This is a genomic window from Bacteroidota bacterium (assembly GCA_016720935.1).
In the GTDB taxonomy this organism is placed as follows: Bacteria; Bacteroidota; Bacteroidia; order AKYH767-A; family 2013-40CM-41-45; genus JADKJP01.
In genome coordinates this window covers 120,256-137,788 of record JADKJP010000002.1, presented here as the reverse complement: position 1 = coordinate 137,788, position 17,533 = coordinate 120,256, and the positions used below count along the sequence as shown (strand labels likewise).

The window sequence follows — 17,533 nt, the reverse complement described above, 5'->3', positions numbered from 1 at the left end:
AGCCTGCAGGTATCCGGGAATAAATTTTTAGGCCTCGCATCGACGGATATCTATCCGTTGTCCTTTAATCGTGTGATTTTAATCCACCTTGAATAGCTCAACGTATCAGCACACTTCCAAATTCATTTAGAACTTTCATAAAGCGTCTCGACCGAAACCTGCTTCGACGGATATTCATCCGTTGTCCTTTATCCGTGTGATTTAAATCCACCTTGAATCGCTCAACGTATCGGCATACATCCAAATTCATTTAGAACTTTCATAAAGCGTCTCGACCGAAACCTGCTTCGACGGATATTCATCCGTTGTATTCTAACTGTGTGATTTTAATCCACCTTGAATCACTCAACATGTCGGCACACTTCCAATTTCATTTAGAACTTTCATAAAGCGTCTCGAACGAAACCTGCTTCGACGGATATTCATCCGTTGTATTCTAGCTGTGTGATTTTAATCCACCTTGAATCACTCAACATGTCGGCACACTTCCAAATTCATTTAGAACTTTCATAAAGCGTCTCGACCGAAACCTGCTTCGACGGATATTCATCCGTTGTCCTTTATCCGTGTGATTTAAATCCACCTTGAATCGCTCAACGTATCGGCATACTTCCAAATTCATTTAGAACTTTCATAAAGCGTCTCGACCGAAACCTGCTTCGACGGATATTCATCCGTTGTATTCTAAAGTGTGATTTTAATCCACCTTGAATCGCTCAACGTGCCGGCACACTTCCAAATTCATTTAGAACTTTCATAAAGCGTCTCGACCGAAACCTGCTTCGACGGATATTCATCCGTTGTCCTTTATCCGTGTGATTTAAATCCACCTTGAATCGCTCAACGTGCCAGCACACTTCCAAATTCATTTAGAACTTTCATAAAGCGTCTCGACCGAAACCTGCTTCGACGGATATTCATCCGTTGTATTCTAACCGTGTGATTTTAATCCACCTTGAATAGCTCAACGTGCCGGCACACTTCCAAATTCATTTAAAACTTTCATAAAGCGTCTCGACCGAAACCTGCTTCGACGGATATTCATCCGTTGTCCTTTAACCGTGCGATTTTAATCCACCTTAAATCGCTCAACGTGCCGGCACACTTCCAAATTCATTTAAAACTTTCATAAAGCGTCTCGACCGAAACCTGCTTCGACGGATATTCATCCGTTGTCCTTTAACCGTGCGATTTTAATCCACCTTAAATCGCTCAACGTGGCGGCACACTTCCAAATTCTTTTATACCTTTCATAAAGCGCTTAAACCGAAAGCTGCTCTTCTACAGTCAAATATCACCATCCCGATTTTCCACAGAATCTACCCTTTTAACGAGTCTCCTCTTCTTTGCAGGATATTCAATGCTAGAAAATCACACCAACCTCTTTTACAAAGAAAACGACAGTTTACTTTGTAAGAAAATAAATGATTTATGGGAAGAGGATTGCATTACAATATCCGTGAAGACAAAACCTATTTCATGACCATGACAATTGTTGATTGGATCGATTTATTTACGCGTCCCAATCACAAAATGTTATTGGTAGATGCTCTCAAATACTGTCAGCTTAACAAAGGATTAAACATTTTTGGCTGGTGTCTCATGCCGAGTCATCTGCACATCATTGCAAATACCAAAATTCCAATTCAACTGTCGGATGTTGTACGAGATCTGAAGCGTTTTACTTCGAAAGCACTAATCACCCAAATAAAAAATGAAAAGGAAAGCAGAAGAGAATGGCTGCTCAACCGCTTTCAATATGCCGCGAAAATTCATCCAAAGAATGCTGAATACAAAGTATGGCAGGATAAAAACCATGCGATTGAGCTTTATACAGAAAAGGTAACCTGGCAAAAACTAAATTACATCCACCGAAATCCGGTCGTGGATAAGATCGTCTATAATGAACAAGACTATTTGTTCAGCTCCGCAAGAAATTACTATGGTTTGCCAAATGTATTGGAAATCGACTGCCTGACTCCTCCGGTGATCACCACTTCAAGCTATAATTTCTTCAATCCCTGAATTATTCGAAAAGTTTTAAATGATTTTAGAAGTGTGCCTACACGTTGAGCGATTCAAGGTGGATTAAAATCACACAGTTAAAGGACAACGGATGAATATCCGTCGAAGCGCGGGGAGGGGTAAATCCGGCACAGCTGGTGTAGCGAGAGTATATTCCCAAATCACCTAAAAGATCCCTCCGGGATGACAACAGTTTGTCCCCATAAATGTCGTCCTTTCCCGCCGAACAAAATTATTTCATTTTACAAAACATATTTGGCGGGAAAGGACGACATATTTGATAAACCCGCAATCGTCATCTCGAAGAGATCTTTTAGTTCAATTGATAAAAAATTAGTTTTTTAACGTAAAAGCATTGACCTCGCAATGCCCGGACTTATTGGAATTAAATTCATCCAAACCCTCAACAAGTTAATTTCTTTTCCATTCACATAAATGTCCCTTGTTTTTATCGTTTTTTATTATAAATTTACAACAAACGGCCATGCCTGATCAAAAACTACCATGAAACCCTTCTTATCCAAAGGCTACAAGTGTATTGCATTTGTGTTGATCTGTGTTTTATCCCTTATTTTTAATAACGCGAAAGCTCAGTGGCAGCAAACAAACGGCCCTATTGGCGTAGGTGTAAATTGTATGATTCAGCATGATACAGTGGTTGTCTGCGGAACACATCAAGGATTGTACTTTAGTTCGGATAGTGGATATATCTGGCAGCAATATTCGCAATTTGAAAACAAGAATATTCAGTCAATCTATACAAAAGGTGACACACTCATAATGCTTTATAGCAGCGGTTTTGTAGAAAACGAATATTACGACTCCACGTTTAGTGTTTCAAGTTTTAATAATGGACTTACATGGACCAATCCAATACTGATAAGCATATATGGTTATTCTCCTGTCACTCTGCATGAAGCTTACGGTAAGGTCATTGCGTTGGATGTGTTTCATGACCCAACCGTAACGTATGATTATGGACTATCATGGAATCTTCTTCAATTGCCGTCGGGGTATAATTTTGTTGATTTAAAATTCACAGGTAAAAACTACATGTTTCTGGTAATGGAAGATGGGAATTTTAATGATTTCTATTTTCTTTCCAGGTTAGATACTATTTCATATATTAGGGTTGATACCGCAAACCTTGTAAGAGGGAAGTGTGCAATAGATTCTGTTGTATTTGGTACCGACTCTACTACTCCGGGTTATATAAATATCCGTAAAAGTATTGATTACGGCCAAACCTGGAATACAATTACAACAACCAATTCACATCAGAATTTTTTTGCCTTGACAATAGATTCTGCTTTCTGTTTCAACACTTCATCATCCTACTTAATATTTACGACAGATTTCGGAGCCACCTGGGATTCTGTACCGGAGAATTCGAATTATTCATTGCTCCCCAGTTTTCTAAAATATAAATATTCTGTTGGCCTTGGAAATAATAATTTTCTTGCATCTGACGGTAGTGCCTTCTCAATTTATAATTCTGCGAATGACTCAGCAACATTAATTACAAATACAATTAAAGGTTCATCAATAATAAGTATCTCTTCCAGCGACTCGGCAATTTACTGTATGGACTATTTTATTTTATTTGAAACAAAAAATGATGGAAATAGTTGGGACTCCTTTACAAATTTATCATTTTACGAAGCACCTCAAATAATTATCGGTGATACATTGTTTTCAACAAACTTCGATGTATACAGAAGTTATGATGGCGGCCATACATGGACAACATGTATAATGCCGGATATGGTTTTTTATATGGCAAAAAAAGGCAATAGAATATTCGCATCTTCCGGATGGAACACATATTACTCTGACGATTTTGGTGATACCTGGCTGTCGGTACATTCTCCACCACAACAAACCGTTTGTGGTTATAATAATAAGGGTGGAAGCTTATGTGTGTATGCCAATCATTTATTCTATGCAGATGTTTTGGATGGAACAATCTTCCGTCTTGATCAAAATGATCATAACTGGACACATGTCTTCTGTTTAGGCTTTGATCCGTTTAGGTCATACAATGACCCCATCATGCTTACCCTGAACAATTCAGTTGTGGTTTCAAGTGATGTAGGAATTTTTTACAGCAACGATACCGGAGCAACGTGGACGGCTTCTGCTTGTAACGGGCTCCCCCTGAGCATCAACGGGACCAAGATCTATCCAACTTCTATCGTTGCAAGGGGCAGCGACTGGTTTGCTGCATGCGGCAAAGCAGGAGTTTTGTATTCATACGATTCAGGAGATAACTGGCAGCCTTTTGCCGGTCCATCACCCTTTATTGCAACAGGCGTTACCATCTCGCACGATCAATTATTTGTTTCAACTCTTGGGAGAGGAGTATGGACAACCTCAACTCCACTGAGCGTTATGAATCTTTCTGATCAGAACAATTATGTTCAGGTATATCCGAATCCTGCATCAGGCCTCATAAATATCAGCAATTTAAAATCTACAGATTATCCGAATATCCTGTATGTTTATGATCGTCAGGGCCGGATAGTAATGCGCGGCTCTGCAAGCCCGGATCAACCAATAAATCTTTCATCACTTTCTCCTGGTATTTATTTTTGTAGGATAATCAATAGAGCGAATGAGATCAAAGTTTGTCGGGTTGTAGTGGAGTGAAGTGAATTTGGAACAATTGATCTTTTGCTATAGAGGTCATGGGTGGCTTGTTGCGTGAAATCCTATGCGGTGGCGAATAAAACCCGCACAACTGGGATATTAATCCATGTAGAATCTCAATTCCGCCTTGCCCGTGCTCCGCTTGTTCCTCGTTTTCAATGTTATTTTTTAAGAAACCAATTTTGTATCAATTGAACTAAAAGATCTCTGCGAGATGACGATTGCGTAGTACACGATAGTGTCGTCAAGTTCCCGCCGAACAAACTTTGTTTCATTTTATAAAATAAATTCGGCGGGAACTTGACGACATGCACAAGCATAACCTGCTGTCATCTCGCAGAGATCCTTTAGGTGATTTGGTAATATTCCCTCATACTTCTACGGATATTTATCCCTTGAAGCATTTGGGGAATAAATACAGGACAGCTGGTAAAGGACACTACAGGTCATTCACCGCGGAATAACACCCAAACCCCATTTTCAAAACTTACTTCTTACAAAGCACAATTTTTTCATGTTTAACGAACCCCGATTCCTGCGCTTCAATGATATAAAAGTCATTGGAAAGAGATGTGACATCCAACTCGGATTCATTAAACATATCTCTGAAAAAAACCAGTTCTCCATTGAGGTTAAACACTTTCACCTGATCAACTGTTGTACTGAAAAAGACTTTTCCGGAATTCATGGATGGAAATATTTCCAAAGGAATATGTTCCCCGGCATCTTGAATAGCCGTAAAGCACGCTGCGAAATTCCAGCCTGAATTTCCACCCAAATCAGAGCTGTTGGCACCTGCAAAATAACTTGCTCCACCAAAGATTCCGATATCTCTTAAATTCAGATAGTCGCCGCAAAAGTTTTTGCTCATGATCAGGCTATCGGCCAATCCCTGAGTATGGGTCTGAATGGTTATTTCCTGACCCGGACTTCCATAGGCAACCAAAGAATCTATAATCTGTGAAAGATAATTCGGTTGAAATGTATGAGTGGTTCCCGGACTTAGTTTTAATAAATTGCAATGTATTGTAGAATAGTTTCCATCACCAAGAACCTCAATGTATCCTGCGAAAAACTCAGAAGGATCACCAAGATACGATGGCGTGAAGCCGTCAATCGTTATCGATTTTTCTGCAAACAAAGAATCGATCAATTCATAAGGTCCGGTTTGTATGTTTATACCATTTAGTATAAGATTCTGAGCGGAGATGAGCTTCTGTACACGTAAATCAGCTTCTATGTTATCTATGATAAAAGCCGATGAAGAATCCTGACTGGCGTCAATAAAATCCACCAGAAAATAATATCCCGGGCTAAAATCTAGTCCAAGATTTGCACCCGATACACCGGTAACTCCGAGGTATGAAACGTGGTAGATCTCTTCCAGATACAATAATGCAGATGTAATGATTGTGTCAATTTCATCCACGCCAATAATCGGATATTGATTCACGCCTCGAGTTGCAATAATTTTTGCAACGTGTAATGGTGTATGCACGCTCAAATACATTCTTGCCATGTCAGATAAAATGAATTGGCTTGCAGAAAAATCTATCGTTCCAACCGCTTGAAATGCATGCATCTCCCCTCTCAGGTAAACAATGGAATTCGAAAAATCGATGTCATAATTACCCATGGAGGAATTATCCGGAAGGTTTACACTATTAAAATAAAGAACATTACCCTGAGTATAAAACGACAATCCGGAATGAATGATAATATTGTCTTCAGAATGCAGTGTGTCCAGTATGGTTGCGGTATAACCATAATTTACAAACTCAAGAGTTGAATTCAATAAACATTGAGACGTTCTGATACTGCAATTTCCGGTAAACCTTATTGTCCCGGTAAAAGAAAAGTTTAAGGGCTGACTAATTAAATAATCTCCGGAAATATTCAGGAAGGCTGTAGAATCATTTGATCGTATTTCTGCAAAAGCGGAATTGTCAAAATTGAAAGAATGACAACGGACGCTACCTGTTATCAATACATTGTCTGCAGATGAAGAAAAGGAGTTCTGGTCAAAATAAACATCATCGCCATTCCCGGGAGCCGAAGTAAAAAATACAGCTCCACCCGAAGTCGTGGCCCAATGCAGTGCATAATCATTCCAGTTTCCGGTACCACCAACCCAATAATAATCGGAAGCATACATGCATTTACCACCAATCAGAACGAGTAATACACTAAGGAGAGCTTTCATAGAATGATTTGATTAGACAGAAAAAGAAATTCCGTTTTTGAATTAAATAGATGCAAGATCCATCAGGTGTTAGCGATCATTCCATTTAGCAAACAATTGAAAAGAAGGTGATCCTTCAGTTCCTGCTGAGTGCAATGTAACATTCTATTCAGTCATTCATTTATTGCCGAGTAACCGGGGCAACAGAAAGAACAATCCGGGCATTTGTTTGTCAAATATAAAATAATTCCGAAGGGAAAATATAGTAAACGTAATATAGACTGGAGGCATTCCGGTGGGAAGGATGTCAAATTCCCTTGCAGAAGGAAATATCGCTGAGGAGGGATCGATGATTAACAAATAAAATTTCATTCAAATTGCTGACTAATTTTAAAATCCTATCTTTGAAAGAAGGTGGTTTAAATAAAATTTACTGTAATCCAAAATTAATTGTTATGAAGGTCAGGTTGGTTGCAATATTTTCATTTTTTTTTCTGATAATATTCATTTCCGTTCAACCAGCCGAATTATTAGGGCAAAATTACTTTGTAAAAAAAATTGGACAGCGAAATTTACGTACAACGCCTGCGAATGGTGGCATGTTTTCGATTGGAAGAAATGCATTAGCATACAATTTTATTATATTCTGGCAAGACTCACTTGCAAATCTTGGCTGGTCTCAAACTTTTCAGAGCGATAGTGTTGTTCCTGAACTCCTGATTGGCACTCAAAATGGTGGGGCTATTATCGGTGGAAAAAAATCTCCATTTTATCCTCCTTCCAATTTGTTGTTCCTTCTTAACCTGGCTCAAAACGGGGATACAATCTGGAGCAAGACATTTCAATCAAATTCATTCGAAATTAACCCAACGGGAATGTTCCTCTCGCATTCAGGGGAAATAATTGTAACAGCTTACACAAATAATCATAATGGTGGTTTGGGTTTTTTCAAATTCGACACCTTGGGTAATTTTATTTCAGGAAAAAACTTTTATTCAACCGGTCAGTATATTCAAAAAGGTATTTGGCAAACCAGAGATGATGGGTATTTGTTTTCCATTGGTCCGAAGTTGATTCGCCTGGACTCTGCACTTCAGGTTGTTTGGACAAAAATTGACGTGGGAGGTTTTCCTATCGAATTGTCGAATGGTAATATTGTTTCTGTTTCAGAAGGAAGCGATTCGTCCGGTAGGAAAAACAGGATTGTTGCAAAAAGTGTGGATCAAAATGGCAATAATCTCTGGATGAGCTCCTACGAAAAATCTGTTATCTCATTTTTTGGATTGGGAAAAGTAGTCCCGACAAATGATGGCGGTTTTCTGTTCTCGTATTATGATATGGATAATTTAGAATTCCTCTGGTACCTGGCCAGAGTTTCCGCGAATGGACAATTGGAATGGACGCAAACATTTTTTGAATCTCCCGGTCCTTTGTTTTACGAGTATACGGATCTTCACAGTCTTGCGGTATTACCGGATCAAAGTATATTATTTGTTTGTTCGAGAAGTTACGCTAATTATGGCATACAATTCTGTTTTCCGGATTCGGCTACTTGTGGTCCTTGTTGGTGTCTTCCCGATCCGGACTTTTACGATGTAACTCCAATTCAACTGAATCAAACTAATATTAGTATTTCCGACTCCGCTCTACAGCTGAGTGTTTTTAATACAGAATATCAATTGTCTCCGGTAATTATCACTAATTATGAAGAGTGTTCAAGCGTGAACATTAATGAAAAAGAATACGATGAAAATTGGTCTGTTTCGCCAAATCCGATCCTGAACTCAGCTCATATAAAAATAAATATACCGACATCCGAATTTAAAAAGCTCATTTTGGTTCGGTCTGATGGTAAAATTTTGCATTCACACAACCTGGTTGCTCCTACAACAATAGATTTAGAAATGACAGATTTTCCCCCGGGTATTTATCTTGTATCACTGTCAAATGATATGCATGTCAGCACAAAAGTAATTGTTGTTGAATAAGATTCTTTTTTCTTCCGGTGACTGTCGTGTAAAATGTCCTTTTGGGTTGCTGTCGTTTTGAGAGAGGATGTCCTGCGTATTGGGACAATTCACCCTTTTAAAAACCATCTCACATTAGCATATCTGAAAAGCGTTGAACAGTGGGTGAATATCATACAGTTTAAGGGCAAAGGATCTTGGAGGTCCTTCGCAGCGGTAGCATATCATGCGCAGCTGGGCGGGTACTATAACTTATTGTATTTTGCAGCATTTAATCTTCAGTTTTTAGAAAGGTAAATCATCCTTAATTTCAGCTTCCCTTTTTAGCTTTGGGAATTTCGTTTTATAATATGAAATCAAAAATAGTCCTACCGTGGTGACTGCATTGATAATGAAGTATGTGTAAACAGGATCTTTAATTAAATAATCATCGTCAGTCTTACCGTGAAAATCAGTTTTCTCGCTTCTCAATTTCTCGATAGTTTGGCAGATGTTAATAAGGGACCCGGCTATTGTTTTAATTTCTTTTGGATGCTCTTCATTAATTAGATTAAATTCTTTAAGAATAATCAAACATAGTCGATGCAACGTTTCTCCGCCATTAATTTTGTTTTTAATCCTACCATCCCTGAGAATTTCCTTTATTATGCTTTCAAGAGCTGAATTTGCTAAACCAACTGCAATACTTGGGTCCGACTCAATTTGTTTGAATGCTTTAGTAAATGTATCATAAGCCGTCTTAAAATCTGATTTCAGTTCGTTTCTAAATGTAGGGATTGAAGGAATAAAATCCGGTGTGTCAACCCCAAGATCAATAGCAATTTTAAGCAGGTCACTGGCAGGAATATTATGAAGTGTTTCTAAAAGATCGATTTCTGTATTCTCCTTTTTTGCAATAACAAAATTTTCCCAGTTATTGTTCCAGTCAATTTCTGATTTATGCCATTTATTTATATAATAAGAAATCTCTTTGGCAGTTTTGAACTCCTTCAAAATTGCATCGTGAACACTTATAACGAGTTTCATTTGGTATTTTGGTGAAATCAAGTCTTCCATTTATTTGAGCTATACTCTGATTGCCAATTTCAGAATGGTGAATAAAACTATAGATATTATAAAGTAGTGCGCCTCTTGACAAAGATAGAAATTTGAGTAATTGTAAAGACTTCCAGACTCTAATTGAGTCAGAATTTGAAAAGAATTATCTTTAAACCAACTACTTTTGTTATTGGAGACCCATCATACAAAGAGGGGCATGCATTAAATAGGAACGCTTTGAGTTGCAGATGTCTTTACAAGAAAACAACGGATGAATATCCATCGAAAATATTTAGGGATAATTCTCGCGTGGATGGGTAGCCCACTTGAGGTCAAATGTACCCTAACCAAAGTACTATTATTGGCTTAAATATTTTTCAAATAAATCAAACGAAATATTTGGCACTTTAGCTTCAATATATCTGTAAATTTCCAATTGACGTGTTGTAATTATTCTTCTCAGATTACCCAAATCATTATAATCTATTCTATTTTCTATTAACCAATTCGCTATTTCCTTGATTAATATCCTATCGGGGATATTAATTTCCATTAAATCTAATTGCACTCTATTATCAACCCCATAAATTACATAGTTTGGCCATTTCAGTATAAAATCAGAGGTGATTTCTTCGAACTCATTACGTTTAGCTTCGATATACTTAACTATTGAACCAGCAGAATTTTGCAATCCATATTCTAAAAATCTTACAAAGACGAGGGCATCATCAACCGTTGAATTTAAACTTTGTGCAATATCATGATACCAACCTCCTTTAATCCAAATAATTAATGTTTCAATTAAACTCTCCCTTGATATAGGTAAAGGAATATTTTTTTTGAAATCTTCAATTTCATAAAGAATGTCAAATATATAATTTATCCAACGACGATCCAACGGGCCTTCTATTTCAGAAAGAAAATCCTCGTCATAGTCAACAATAGTCTCTATACTATCAAATATTCTCAAAGGAATACCCGTATATCTTATTAAATCGAGACTGCCATCTTCAACTTTAGGGCGCACTCTGTCTGCCCTTAATCTAAAGAGTTCTCTTAATCTTGTTTTCAAAGCAATATCGCTTTGATAAAAAGTCAAAGTATTTTCAATTAAAATATTTATTTCGTGGTTTAAATTTTCAACCGAAACATCTTCAGCTAATAATTGTATAATTGAATTATCAATATAGTCTGCTTCCTTTAATTGATCCAATAACTCATTACTTAAGGTGGTAGCATTTCTTGTTATATATCTCTCAATTACTTGAATAACATAATATAGAAAGCCCTTAACGTCTTCCATATTTCTATTGGCTACTACATCGGAGAGTATAGATTGATCTTTAGGGTTCACAACTATTATCGTGCCCTTAGTTTCTTTTCCTGCTCGTCCTGCTCGTCCAATAAGATTTTTTAAATCTCGTAATGGTAAAGGTTCATTCGGTTGTTGTTGGCTGACATAACGCCTAGCGTTACTAATAACAAGTGTTTTAATTGGTAAATTAACTCCTTCTGATAAGGTATTTGTGCAGATAAGAAATTTCACATGTTCATTTCTAATAGTAGTTTCTACTAATTCTCTAATGAATTGAGGTAAATCTCCATGATGATATAAAAATCCATTTTGTGCACAAATAGTCAATAAATATTCAGTTCCAAAAATGTATTTAAAATATTCTACAATTACTCCTAATTCTGTTGTATCACAAAAATCAATCGGCTTAGGTAATTCAGTTTGAAGCTGCTGGATTACTTCTAGAGCAAGGCCCGAAACTCCCTTCTTGTAGTCTTTGGTGGGGGAAAAGATGGCAACCGCACCGGAATTTAATGCCTTAAGAGCCGCAGCTACAGCTTTTGATTTGAATGTTCCTATATTATAACTACCATTGGAAGTATAAAAGTCGTGCGGTGATAAAAACTTATTAAGGATGTACCTTGTTGGTAAGTCTTCATTAGGATTTACTTCCAAGTTATAGTGACGAGCATTAATTTGTATTAAAAATGCTAATTCTATTTCAGTTGGTCTGTAATTGGATCGTGCGATATCACTATCTGACCCTCCAAGCCAAGAGTTTATTACCTCTATATTTGGAATAATTGCAGACAAAAAGACAAACCTTCTTTCCACTGTTTGATTATTTTTCAATCTAGATAACAATAATTCATAACTAATCCCTCTTGTTGTATTATCTATCAGATGTCCCTCATCACAAATTATCGTTTGAAAATCGTCAAGGATACCTGACAAACCTAATTCTATCGCCATGAACTTTTCAGGTGTTGAAATTAGAACATTGGATTGTTCAATACTTAATCGGTCAGCGTCTGTTACTATATTACCTCCATAAATAGTTTTAACCTTTATCCCTAATTTAGAGGTGAGGTTTCTTCCCAAATTATTTTTTAATTCTGATGCTAGAGCTCTAAATGGTGCTAAATAAAGTATTTTGCCTTTAGGTTTTCTTGATAACTCATTGTAAATTACTAATTCAGCGATAGATGTTTTGCCAGAACTTGTTGGAGTCTGTAAGCTAAATGCCTTATCAAAAGTTAATAACCCACTCCTGATTGCCGTTTGTTGGGAAGGAAAAAAGCTCCATATCTGCGGACTCTTCCTTAGATTAAATCTGACATACGTTTTCCAATCTATCTCAACTCCAGACTCTTTTAAGTCATGCCATAGATTATTGGTGGAAAATTTTTTTAAGATCGCTTTCGCTACATACGTTAATACAAACAAATGACTTTCAAGCTGATTTTCTGTCGAAAGTATGGTATCAAAAATATCACGCAGAGTATTGATTGAATCATTGTTCCCTTCTCTTAGATAATTAATTAAATACTTGAAATACGTATTTTCTTGACCTTGCTTTCTTGTGTAGTTTCTTGATAGAAAATAAAAAATAAATTTTTCAATGTTTGTTTGATACTCTTCCTCCTGAAATTGTTTAAGTAATAATAAAGATGTAGCCGGAAAATCTGCTAAATAATACAAAGCCGCAACATATAGCATATTTCGGCTATAATTCACACCTGAAAATTTTTCTCTTTTGCCTTGTAATGAATATATTTCTAGTCCTTTAGATATAGATAGTAAATCCTTTTTTATTCCTTCAGTTTCTTCATCTTGAAACTGTTCAAGAATATCCTGTAATTTGGCTAAAAGAGAAATATAAAAGTCTTGAGGTCTATTATAGAAAGTATAATTTGCCTGTTCTTCATTATCAATACTATAATCAATAAAAGCCTGCCACGATTCCGCTTGAGCTATCCATCTTTTAAGTTCCGGATAAATCATGTAGTTAAAACTTGAGTGAAAGTATGCTCGTATGCTGCCTTTAAATTTTCAATTTTTATAAGTATCACTTCAAAAGTATCCCTGACATCATTAGGAATTTCAGTAACATTTCTTAAATGAATATCGGCAAACGAGCTGTCAACCGTTGCAATAGCTTTAAAATGTTTTATGAAAGTTGGATACCTGGCTACATCCATAAAACGTTCTAATTGTCTTACTGCTATTGTATTTCTATCACCCTTGTACTTGGTCTTTACATGAAATAAGCTCTCGCTTAGACGACTTACATGGTCTTTATGAGCATCATCAATTGCTTTTTGAAGTGAGCTTTCTTTACTGTTAGGTCTTGTTGCTCTTGCTTTTGATTCTATTGAGATCAAACTATCATCTGTGCTCGGGGTATCAAGATTGTTTTGGCAAAAAAGGATAACATCTGTAAAATGTGCTGGATTATTTTTGCTCTCTTTCCATTTCCATTTAGGAGGTCTTAAATTGGATAACGGTAAATATTTTTCAGGGATGATATAAAAACATAAAATTTCAGAAAACTCACCTGACATTATTTTAGGATCATCTGGAATTCTTTCAGTTATTTCATCTGCTCTCGATGTTCCAAATTCAACAGTTAGCCATTCTAAATCTTCGTCTGTTAAATATACACATCTATAAGGTTGTGGTAATTTATTAAAAAAAATATATCTTTCAGCCTCCTTTAAGGTTAAAATAGTTATTCCATTTTCACTTGCTGATTCTTCAAAATGAGTTAGTATGTCGATATTCATTTATTAACCTTAATAGTTTTTCAAGTTGTCTTAATTTAGATTCTTTATAATCGGTTCCCAGTTATGAATTAGTGTGCTTTTGAAACCGTAATCTGCCAGCCACCACCAGTGTTTATTAATTGCTCAAATGTTACTAATGGCACTATCCGCCCTCTAACGCAAATCCTATGTTGTGCCCCGGTTTTATTTGAATTGAACGTTAATTTCGTCATATTTAGCTAACAATTCAGGAAGAGTCATTGTCGTAATACCTAGCTCTCTGCAAATCGCAGGTATTTTTTTAAATAATTTATTATCATTATTCCTTTCCGTTTCTTCTGTTACTAAAATTATCTCTTCATCTTGGTTATCTTTTTTAAGTTCAAACACAAAATGATTAGTTTCATATCAGCGTCTTCTAGAAAATGATTTTTCTGATTTTCGTATTCGACTTCAGATAAATTTCGTTGTTTTCGTACAACTGTATTTACAAATTGATTGTCGACTTGTCTTAAAAATTTCGCTGGTGAAGGCGCAATAAGAGTGTCTGTTTTGTATGGGAGTTTTGCAGTTTTAGTAAATTTCTTATCGGTTAAATAGTCAAGTTTTTGCAAAACAAGCCCTTTTGAATTGTAAGAACATTCTTCTAAAATTTTATCAATAAAAATAATTTCACCTTGCTGAATTTTAACTTTGATAAAATCGAATAAAACAGAATTTTTATCGAATGGTAAGTAGTAACGAACCAACGACAGGAGCGAGGAAGTGTCGATGGCTATTTTCATTGTAAATACTTATCTAATTTATCAGGCTTAATATTTAAAGTCTTGCAAACATCAAATTCATTAATTACTCCTTCATAGAATGCTGTTTGAATTGTGGAAATTAGAAGTGGCGAATTGATGGGTTTAGGAGTAGAGCCTCCCGATTTAATTCCTTGTTGTTTGTCAAGCTCTCTTTGCTTTTTTTCCGTTTCTTGTTTAAGCCTGAATTGTTCGTCAAAGTCAGATTTAATTTGATTATAATTAGTTTGAGACAGTTTCTTTTGAAAGAGGAGTCTTGTAAACAATGCAATTTTGCTTAGGTGCGTATTTTTTGAAACATTTTCTATTGATTCAAAATGATAATCATTTGAACCATCGGCTTTATCTATACTTGAAATTAATTTGTCATATTCTCCTGCTAAAAAGTAATATGCAAATTCATTGCACCATCTTTCTATTGCACTTAATTTGGAACTTGCTAAATTTTGAATATCTAATTGTTCAACTTCTTCTTCATTTATTAAGTAGTGTCCAAATTCATGGATCAGTGTAAAAATTTCTCGTCTAAATGAAATTTGTTGCCTTTTTAGTACTATGACATTAGGATTTAAATAAAAGCCATCAATATTTGCTTTTTCTTTTTTATTCCAAGTCTCGACAAACTCAAAGACCAGGATATTATTTTCGGCAAGTTTCCCAATTAATGCCCTTAAAAATTCTTTAGGAGCTGGATTGAATTCTGGATAAAAAGCTTCTCGAACTTTACTAGCAACTTCTTTTGGATTTTGTTGGATGTTGTAAACGGGAATTTTTCTTTCAATTTTTAATTCCGCAAGCTTTGCAATTGCGGAAAGAGAGATTTTGAATTCTTCAAACTGATTAACTATTTTCTTTGCTCCGATATTTAATTCAGCTTCGAATTTAGATTTCCTGAAGAAAATGCTCGCATCTTTTGAAACTTCTGGAGACTTAGGATCAAGATAGAAATGTAGCCCCTTATTAAAAACCTTGTCAATTCTTTTTAAATGGCTAATATTAATTTCACTTGATAAAATATCATCTTCAGTAATAGGTTTTTTAAGACCATCACTAATCATAGAAAGTAAATCAGTAACTGTCATTTTGTATAATGACAATAGGTATTTAAGCCTCGATATGTTTTGTTCTATTTTCAAGAATTCTACAAGATTTTAATACAAATTTAGGATTTTAAAGAAGCATTTGGGAATATTATTCTTCTATTTCGATAAAGATTGAAATACAGTCATGTTCAATAGATTCAGTCAATAATTCCCTTAAATTCATTTCAAGAAATTCAATACTTTCAATGAGTCTATCAGGCCCAATCTCAACCCCGAGCGACCTTAACACATCGGCCTCTTTTTTGGGAATTTGATAACCTCTATTTGCCTTATGATGGGCAGTCCCATCCATATTTACCGCGTAGATTTCTTGTTTCCCATTTAAGGATATAACATGGTAATGCGCTTTGATAGGTAGGTTCGTTGATTCCGGGTGAAAGTAATACCTGTTATTTGTCTTTTTAAAATTCTTTATACTCTCATTTTCTAATAATGACGAACCAAAATCAAAAGTTACTTCAATCAGATAAGTTTCTTTGGCATCCATTCCGGTTGGTCTTATGCCATCAAGCTCTTGAAATCGTTTTACATATGGTTTAAAATTCCTGTTTGCTACGTCTTCAATAAATTGTTGATAGTTTTTAATTTTGCCATATGAATTATTATGTCTGTCTAAACTTGTGCCTAACGTTCCGCAGCTACAAGAAGTTGGCGATTTCGAAGCACTAAACTGTCTGCCAGCACTGAACTTGATACGAAGCACAAAGCTTCATTTAACCACTGAACCGCCAATTTCTTGTGGGTGCTGTTACCTGTTGCCGTTGTTGTCGTCACGAGTGTAGTATTTTAGGATAGATTTGTCCTATGTAATGTTTGTCCATCGCTGAAAGAATATAATTTTGAGGAAATTCTTGTCTGTCAGTTGTGAACAATGGTGGAATATAATAGCCCATAATAGATGCTTTGTCTAGCGAAGAATATTGTGTAGTCGTTTTTTCAAACTCTTGAAATAAATTTCTATCAACGTCCGCTTTTGTCCATTTATGATGTTCCCAGAAATACCAATAAACATAAGGTTTGTCCCAGTTCATTTTTGTTACTGGACTTTGATGTTCGTGTATTAGTCCTAAAACGTGTCCAAATTCGTGTAATACAACTTGTTTGTAATCTTGCTCTGGAAGATCGTCGTCAAGCCAACCAAAATTTATTGTCGGCTCGTTTCTAGGAACACCTAATGCGTCTGTTCCAATATATGACCAACTACTCGGTGCTTGGAAGGCGACTCTGATTTTTGCTTCTTCTATTTTTGTCGTTGATAGAAATTTAATGCTACAGTGTTTACTCCATATGGAAGCATATTCTAATACGCGTTGAGTTCTTGCATCTTGTCCACCGAAGAAATAAACTTTAAGCGTTTCATTTGATTTCCACAATTTTTTAGTCTGTGCCGCCATTTCAAGAAGAAGTCGATACTCTTCAAAGCGGGTAATAAGTTCTGGTCGTGTTTGTATTGTTTCAAGAATTTTTTTCTTCTCAGGCGAAAGAGTTTCAATGTTTAAATTGTCAGATCTTTCGTTAACGGCAAGCCTAATGTCTTTCCAGCTATTTGTCGTCAGTTCTTTTGTAAATTCTACTTTCATTTGTCTATGTTTTTATGGTCTGCTACGGTTGCAGGTAACGTCCGGAGTATTGCCGCATCACTTTTTACCAAAGATAAAAATTAAAAGAGAAAAAATGTTGTGGCAATACGGATGTTATGCGCATACC

At 35.9% G+C, this 17,533-nt stretch carries 10 protein-coding genes and 1 pseudogene; 3 read left to right on the top strand and 8 right to left on the bottom strand.

Translation table 11 applies throughout. The annotated features are described in order from the left end of the window. Positions 1-1,431: 1,431 nt before the first annotated feature. Positions 1,432-2,025 carry a transposase gene (locus IPP86_00890; GenBank protein ID MBL0137067.1) on the top strand — a complete coding sequence of 198 codons (594 nt, stop codon included), beginning with the start codon at positions 1,432-1,434 and terminating at the stop codon, positions 2,023-2,025. Positions 2,026-2,529: 504 nt separating this feature from the next. Then, on the top strand, positions 2,530-4,674 hold the full coding sequence (locus tag IPP86_00885) for a T9SS type A sorting domain-containing protein (GenBank protein ID MBL0137066.1): 2,145 nt from the start codon (positions 2,530-2,532) through the stop codon (positions 4,672-4,674). A gap of 487 nt (positions 4,675-5,161) precedes the next feature. On the opposite strand, the gene IPP86_00880 is transcribed toward IPP86_00885, so the two are convergent. Next, positions 5,162-6,877 carry a T9SS type A sorting domain-containing protein gene (locus tag IPP86_00880; GenBank protein ID MBL0137065.1) on the bottom strand — a complete coding sequence of 572 codons (1,716 nt, stop codon included), beginning with the start codon at positions 6,875-6,877 and terminating at the stop codon, positions 5,162-5,164. Positions 6,878-7,311: 434 nt separating this feature from the next. Between IPP86_00880 and IPP86_00875 the strand changes: the two genes are divergently transcribed. Beyond that, a complete protein-coding gene (locus IPP86_00875; protein MBL0137064.1) occupies positions 7,312-8,844 on the top strand; it encodes a T9SS type A sorting domain-containing protein in 1,533 nt (510 codons plus the stop codon). A 264-nt stretch (positions 8,845-9,108) separates the two neighbouring features. Here the strand turns inward: IPP86_00875 and IPP86_00870 are convergent, their stop codons facing one another. The 7 genes and pseudogenes from IPP86_00870 to IPP86_00840 all read right to left on the bottom strand — a co-directional run bounded on the left by IPP86_00870 (position 9,109) and on the right by IPP86_00840 (position 17,406). Beyond that, the gene (locus IPP86_00870; protein MBL0137063.1) at positions 9,109-9,879 is read right to left on the bottom strand and encodes an abortive infection family protein; all 771 of its coding nucleotides are present in this window, start codon (positions 9,877-9,879) and stop codon (positions 9,109-9,111) included. A 340-nt stretch (positions 9,880-10,219) separates the two neighbouring features. After that, positions 10,220-13,159: a DEAD/DEAH box helicase gene (locus tag IPP86_00865; GenBank protein MBL0137062.1), complete on the bottom strand. Its 2,940-nt coding sequence runs from the start codon at positions 13,157-13,159 to the stop codon at positions 10,220-10,222. Beyond that, complete coding sequence (locus IPP86_00860; protein MBL0137061.1) at positions 13,156-13,941, bottom strand: DUF1837 domain-containing protein; 786 nt, start codon at positions 13,939-13,941, stop codon at positions 13,156-13,158. The genes IPP86_00865 and IPP86_00860 overlap by 4 nt, the downstream gene beginning before the upstream one ends. Before the next feature lie 183 nt (positions 13,942-14,124). Further along, a pseudogene (locus tag IPP86_00855) lies at positions 14,125-14,705 on the bottom strand (DUF4411 family protein). Further along, entirely contained in the window at positions 14,702-15,805 is a 1,104-nt protein-coding gene (locus tag IPP86_00850) for an ImmA/IrrE family metallo-endopeptidase (GenBank protein ID MBL0137060.1), read from the bottom strand. Before IPP86_00850 ends, IPP86_00855 begins: the two are co-directional and overlap by 4 nt. Positions 15,806-15,914: 109 nt before the next feature. After that, positions 15,915-16,529 (bottom strand): hypothetical protein, encoded by a 615-nt coding sequence (locus IPP86_00845; protein ID MBL0137059.1) that lies wholly within the window; start codon positions 16,527-16,529, stop codon positions 15,915-15,917. Between the two features lie 67 nt (positions 16,530-16,596). Next, positions 16,597-17,406 carry a peptidase M12 gene (locus tag IPP86_00840; GenBank protein ID MBL0137058.1) on the bottom strand — a complete coding sequence of 270 codons (810 nt, stop codon included), beginning with the start codon at positions 17,404-17,406 and terminating at the stop codon, positions 16,597-16,599. Positions 17,407-17,533 lie beyond the last annotated feature (127 nt).